The 6,431-nt window shown below is 59.4% G+C and carries 5 protein-coding genes and 1 rRNA gene; 1 reads left to right on the plus strand and 5 read right to left on the minus strand.

The genetic code is table 11. The features are described 5' to 3' along the window. Window positions 1-166: 166 nt before the first annotated feature. Window positions 167-1,246, minus strand: coding sequence for a tartrate dehydrogenase (locus OX459_RS27970; protein ID WP_289907516.1), 1,080 nt, complete (start codon window positions 1,244-1,246; stop codon window positions 167-169). A gap of 110 nt (window positions 1,247-1,356) precedes the next feature. On the opposite strand from OX459_RS27970, the gene OX459_RS27975 reads away from it, so the two are divergent. Next, window positions 1,357-2,256, plus strand: a complete 900-nt coding sequence (locus OX459_RS27975; protein WP_289907517.1) for a LysR family transcriptional regulator — start codon at window positions 1,357-1,359, stop codon at window positions 2,254-2,256. Between the two features lie 17 nt (window positions 2,257-2,273). Here the strand turns inward: OX459_RS27975 and OX459_RS27980 are convergent, their stop codons facing one another. The 4 genes from OX459_RS27980 to rrf all read right to left on the minus strand — a co-directional run. After that, complete coding sequence (locus OX459_RS27980) at window positions 2,274-3,764, minus strand: DUF3482 domain-containing protein (RefSeq protein ID WP_289907518.1); 1,491 nt, start codon at window positions 3,762-3,764, stop codon at window positions 2,274-2,276. Continuing rightward, window positions 3,761-5,239, minus strand: a complete 1,479-nt coding sequence (locus OX459_RS27985; RefSeq protein ID WP_289907519.1) for a DUF2868 domain-containing protein — start codon at window positions 5,237-5,239, stop codon at window positions 3,761-3,763. Before OX459_RS27985 ends, OX459_RS27980 begins: the two co-directional genes overlap by 4 nt. 62 nt (window positions 5,240-5,301) lie before the next feature. Further along, a complete protein-coding gene (locus OX459_RS27990; RefSeq protein WP_289907520.1) occupies window positions 5,302-5,991 on the minus strand; it encodes an acid phosphatase in 690 nt (229 codons plus the stop codon). 332 nt (window positions 5,992-6,323) lie between these two features. After that, window positions 6,324-6,431 (minus strand): 5S ribosomal RNA (gene rrf / locus OX459_RS27995); the annotation flags it as partial.

The raw sequence follows: 6,431 nt of genomic DNA on the forward strand, positions 1-6,431 counted from the left end.
TGTGTTTGTCAGCTGCGAAGAAGGAAGAGTATGAAGCATTTCAGCACAATCGTCAACACCTTCTTTTTTACTACCCAGCCCCGGAAGGCTGTCCCTTTTGTGCCGCAAACTAGTGCGTCTCATTGGGGAGGCGAACTATAGCAAAGCCACTCACAGGCAGCAAGCTTTATTTCAGCAATTCGGCAACCGCCATGCCGACATCCGTCGTACTGGCGCTGCCCCCCATGTCTGGCGTACGCGGACCATGCTCGAGCACCTGCTCGATAGCCCGCACAATCGCATCATGCGCCGCCGTGTAATTGGCATCACCATTGCCAAGGAAGTCCAGCATCATGGCGCCCGACCAGATCATGCCGATCGGGTTGGCGATATTCTGGCCATAGATATCGGGAGCGGAACCGTGCACCGGCTCAAAAACGGAAGGAAAAGTCCGCTCCGGATTGATATTGGCCGACGGTGCGATGGCAATCGTCCCCGTGCAGGCGGGTCCCAGGTCGGACAGGATATCGCCAAACAGATTCGAAGCGACCACCACGTCGAAACGTTCGGGGCTCAATACAAAGCGGGCCGCCAGGATGTCGATATGGTATTTATCCCAGCGGACATCGGGAAAGCTCGGGCCCATGGCTTCCACCCGCTCATCCCAATACGGCATGCTGATGGCGATGCCATTCGATTTCGTGGCCGATGTCAGGTGTTTTTTAGGCCGGCGTTGCGCCAACTCAAACGCATACTTCAGGATGCGGTCGACACCCTTGCGCGTAAAAACGGATTCCTGCAGCACCGTTTCGCGCTCCGTCCCCTCGAACATGCGCCCGCCCACGGATGAATACTCTCCTTCCGTATTTTCACGCACCACATAAAAATCGATATCGCCCGGCTTTTTATTCGCCAGCGGGCACGGCACACCAGGCATCAAGCGCACAGGACGCAGATTGACGTATTCGTCGAACTCGCGCCGGAATTTCAACAGCGAACCCCATAAGGAGATGTGGTCGGGCACCTTGTCCGGCCAACCCACGGCACCAAAATAGATGGCGTCGAAATCCTTGAGCTGGGCAAACCAGTCCGGGGGCATCATTTGCCCGTGTTCCAGGTAATAGTCGCAATTGGCCCATGCCATCGTCGTGAACTGCAGGTCGATATTGAAACGGCGCGCGGCGGCCTCGACAACACGCAGCCCTTCCGGCATGACTTCATTGCCGATGCCGTCGCCGGCGATGACTGCGATTCGGTGTGTGGGCATGGGGTTCTCCTGGTTATGGATGCTAAATGGGTGCATTGATGATACTGGCACCGCATGAGAATACAATCAGGAAATTCATAACCCAAGTATTCACATTTCGTGGTCAATCAATGAAACATACACCGCTGCTGGAAGACTTACGCCTGTTTTGCCAGGTCGCCCATAAAACCAGCTTCGCCGGCACAGCCTTGGAACTGGGCATTTCCAAGGCCGTCGTCAGCAAGCGCATCGGCATGCTGGAAGCGGCGCTGCAAGTACGTTTGCTGCACCGGACCACACGCCGGGTCAGCGTCACCGATCACGGCGAGATCGTGCGGCAATGGGCACAACGCATCCTGGAAGATGTCGAGCAAATGGGTGAAGCGGTAGCGCAGTCGAAACTGCAGCCGCAGGGAGTGCTGCGCATCTGCTCCAGTTCCGGTTTCGGACGCAACCGGCTCGGTCCTGCCCTATCCCAGCTGGCACGGCAGTATCCAGACCTGAAAATACAGCTGGAATTGCTCGACCGGCCCGTTGACCTGCTGGGCGAAGGTTTCGATCTCGACATTCGCATCGGCGTGGTCCATGAACCGGACCTGATCGCCCACCGTATTGCCAGCAACCAACGCGTACTGTGCGCCGCGCCCGCCTACCTAGCACGACGCGGAACGCCGGACACCCTGGCGCAGTTGCGCGAGCATGACTGCATCGTCATCCGCGAGCGCGACCAGGATGGGCGGCGCTGGAAGCTGCAGGGGCCGCAAGAAGTGGAAACGGTGAAGGTCGACGGACCGCTATCGGCCAACAATGGCGAGATCGTCCATCAATGGGCGCTGGATGGCCACGGCATCATCTTGCGTTCGGCATGGGATGTGGAAAGCAGCTTGGCGCAAGGCAAGCTGGTGCGCATTTTGCCTGCATATCAACAGGCGGCCGACGTGTGGGCGGTGACCACCTCGCGGCTGTCGAACTCTGCCAAGGTCAGGGCCTGCGTGCAGTTTCTGGAGCAGTGGCTGCAGACCCGCGCCTGATGATCTACACCAGGTATTTACACCAGGCGCGCCACATCTGGATACAGGCGCGCCAGGGTATCGGAAGTGATGGACGACAGGAGGGGCAGCACGCGCTCGGCGGCTTGCTCCGGCGACTTTTCCCGGCGCACGTCTTTCCACAACTCGGCCAGAGCAGCGTCATGGCGCGCTACCGCCTGCTCGACCTCATCCTGCCAGAAGGCCGGCGCCTCGCTTTCGACAAAGTTGCCGCGGCCACGGCCAAAGTGCGCCACCGCCAGGTAACGCAGCACGCCCGCCACCACCAGGGTACGCAAAAAGGCATCGGTAAATTGCATCGTGGGCTCATTGCGGTCCGTACCGGAATTAAAACCCCAGGCTGCGCCGGCAAACGTCAGCGCACCGACCACACCGCCAAGCAAGGCCCCCGTACCCAAGGTCAATCCGCCGGAAATCAGGTCGGCCGACAGCCCCGTCGCGGCACCGGAAATCATGGCGCCCAAGAGTCCCGCTTGCGCCTTGTCGATCGGCGCGCGCACGGCGAAATTTTCCCGTATCCGGCTATTGATCTTATGCGCATCGGTCGGATCGAGTTTGTGCAAGATCAACAGTTCACGCGTGGTCACGCTGCTGTGCGTATTGAGGCGCGCCACCAGGCTGGCCATGGCCTTTTCCTGGCGTTGCTGCTCTGCATTCTTACCGATACCCACGACCTGCAAGGCCGATTTCAGCAAGCCCCTGGACGCCGGATCAATGGCTTCGCGATCCTGCCCAGCCACCGCCAGCTGCGTGGCCAGCAAATGCATGGCCTGCTGGAAACGCGCCGTATTTTGCGTTTGCCAGGCAGCAAACAACCGCGTGTAGCCAGCTTGCTGCGACTGCGGCAACAATTTACCCACGGCTTCGTAAAACACGCGCTCATGTACCCAGCAGCGGGCAAAGGCATCGAGCGCCAGGACGTCGCGCACGATCGGATACTGCTGCAAATGCTCGCGCCAACGCGCCTGCTCGCCGTGCTCCTCATTACCCGGACGCGGCGGCCCCATCTGATTGAGCAAGACCACCACCGGCTTATCCAGCCAGGCGAGGATTTTCATTTCCGCCGGCAAGTAACCCGCGTCCCGGGGATTTTCAGAGGAGTTGACCAGGTACAGCACCACGTCGGCAGAGTCCTTGGCCGTGCGCAGCGCTTGCTGGCTGAGCCAGAACGGGCGGTCGCGGTAACGGTCCAGCACTTCGCGCAAGAACCAGCCGATGGGATTGCCCGACTGCCCCAGGCGCTTGAGCAGGCGCACGGAGTCGCCGAAGCCTGGCGTATCCCATAATTGCAGGGCATCACCCTGCGGCGTCGCCAGCAAGGTGTGCGATTCCGCAAACACGGTCACGTGGGCGGCGTCGCGCACTTCGCCGATATCCACGCCCACCAGGGTACGCGCCAGTGTCGTCTTGCCATTATTCGTGTGCGAAATCAGCGCGAACTGAATCTGCACCGCATCATCCTGCACTTCTTTATTCACATTCACACTCATGCTGCTGCCGATACTTTCAGCCCGACACCAGCATCGAGCGGGTGCAAGGCAGGATTGAGCAAATTGACCAGGGTGGCCGTGGTTTTGTGGAACTGGCAAAATTGTTGCCACAAGGCGACTCGCTCCGCCAGGCGCGCGCCGTTATCCGCCTGCTCGCCCGCGCGCTCCAGGTAGCTGGACTCGTCGATCAGGACAGCGATGCCGCGTGTCGACGATTGCGCCAGGTAATCGAGGAAGGCGCCATGATTTTCCTTTTCCGGCGTCGCCGTCAGGTTGAACAGCACGGCCGTGATATTGACTTGCGGATCATTCAGGTCCGTGCCGCGCAAGACCTCCTGCGGCTCTTCGCCATACGACGTCGAGGGACGCAGCATCATGCGGCCTTGCTCGCCGAACAGCATGAGGGCGATTTGCCCCAGCCCCTTGTGGCGCGCCTCATCGACAGTAAAGCTGTATGGCAAGACGCGCAGCATGCCGCCCGTGGCCACGCCGATGCTTTCATTGAGTTTGCGGAAATACGGTTGATCGAGATCCAGCGGAAAATGTTTCGCCAGGCGCGCGGCGCGCCAATTGTTGACCAATGCCAGGATCAGGCGGGGAACGACCACCAGCAGAAAGATGGTTGCCGCATACAAATGCACCCAGCGCGCGCCGCCTTCCACGGTCGTCGTTTGCGGGAAACGCAACGCTTCGATTTCCGCCAGCGAAAAGCCTTGCAAATGAAACAGGGCAATAGCCGGCGCAAACAGGGTTGAAAGCAGGCTGTGCACCTGGCTGGCGCTCAAAAAGGTGCTTTCCCAACTGGCTGCGTATTGCGACAGGAAACCGCGCGCATACAACGAGGCGACGGCGCCGATGGCAAACATGGCGGCGCTCAAGTGGATGGTACGGCTCAGGCGCGCGGCCGTCAGCTTCGCGCTCAGGTGCGCCCATTCCCCCATGAAGCTGAGCAAACCCGAGGACAAGGCGTGCGGCAACTTGCGCGGCAAGGCCAGGCGGCCCACGCTCAGGTGGCGCACCAATCCCGCCTTCGGCCAGCCGAGGGAATGCGAGGGGATGCATAGCCAGATCAGCAAGCCCAGGTAGACCAGTACGTTCCACGCAATGATCAGCAGCAAGGGCGCCGACAGCAGATCCACGCGATGGGGATCCGTGATGCGGTCGAGCCCGGCGCCCAGCAGCAGGGCCAGCAAGGGCAAGGCCAGCGCCAGGGCTTTCATGCCGTTACGGCGCTTCGCGAAAGCGGCGAAGGCGGGCGTGCGTTCGGTGATGCGCTTGAGGATCAACTCGGAGCGCTGCTGCAGGAAATCGTCACCCGTCACTTCGGCCTGCTTGCCCGAAGCTTGCCACTGCGCAAGCTCACGCGCGCTGCGGCTGGCATACATGCGGTCATCCTCGCTGAGGACTTCTTTTTTCTGGTCGGCCGTCTCGATAGCACGGACCAATACCACTTCTCTCGCAATCTGCTCGTTCATGGTGCTCCTGTTTTTGTATGAAACGACAACTAGACAGGCAGATTGTGACGTACTTTTATGTTTCAGGCCAACGCGTCCTCGGCCCGGAGCAGATTATGCAGCAGATATATCAGGAAAGAGGCGATCCAGGCAGACCACAAGGTGTGCGTAAAAAATTGTGTACCTTGCAACTGTTGCTGCCAGCCTGCCGCCAAACCGCCCAGCAGCATGACGCCAGCGAGCAGAAGCGCCGTGCGTGGCCGTCCGGGCAGGCAAAACAATGGCAAGGCCAGCATCCACCAGGCAGTGTTCGCCTGCGTTGCAGGCAGGCAAACCATGGCAGATGCATTGGCGGGCAATGTTTCCAGCAGGCGCGTGTAGGGCGCCAGTCCGCCATAGCGCAGCAAATCCGTAGGGCAAGGTACATCGCTGAAGGAAGAGAGAAAATAAATGCTTAACGGCACCAAGACGACCGACAGGGCCACGACGCGCAAGGCGCTGCGGCGTGAGGCCAGCCAGGCCAGCGGATGTAAGGTGTCCCAGATGGCCAGGCAGATCATGGCGGAGCCAAGCGAGATCATGCCGAGCTGGAAATTGCCCGCCCACGCGCTGCCCGTGCCGGCAAATTGCCCACGCGTCCCGTCGAACATGCTGTCGGCGATCATGAGATCGAGGTTGCTGTAATTGCCGATCCAGAGTATCAGCATGGCCGACAGCATCAAGACGCTATCGATGCCTTTGGGAGTTTTGACGAGTTTAAGCTTGGCCAACATGGATGCACACATTTACTTGATGGGATGAAAGGGACTGGTAGCCCAAGGGCAGCAGCCATGCAAGCCATCGTACAGTGTGAATATGAAGAGAACATGACGGTGCCCGCAGTTAGCAACATGGACCGGGAAAGATAGGCAGTTTGCGGCACACTTATAAGTGTCAACCTGAATGACGCGTCAAAAGGCATTCAGGCATCCCCCGCAAAAAGCGCTCACGGGCAATAACTTCGCGCAACTTCGCCGTACGCACGACAAAAATCGCGTGCCAGGCAAAAGCACCAGACGTAAAAAAACCCCAACCGGATCACCGGAAGGGGTTTTTCGAATAACAAGCCTGACGATAACCTACTTTCACACTGGTTGCAGCACTATCATCGGCGCAAAGTTGTTTCACGGTCCTGTTCGGGATGGGAAGGGGTGGGACCAACTTGCTATGGTCA

Origin of the sequence: Janthinobacterium sp. SUN026, from assembly GCF_030397625.1 — a bacterium.
GTDB lineage: Bacteria > Pseudomonadota > Gammaproteobacteria > Burkholderiales > Burkholderiaceae_D > Janthinobacterium > Janthinobacterium kumbetense.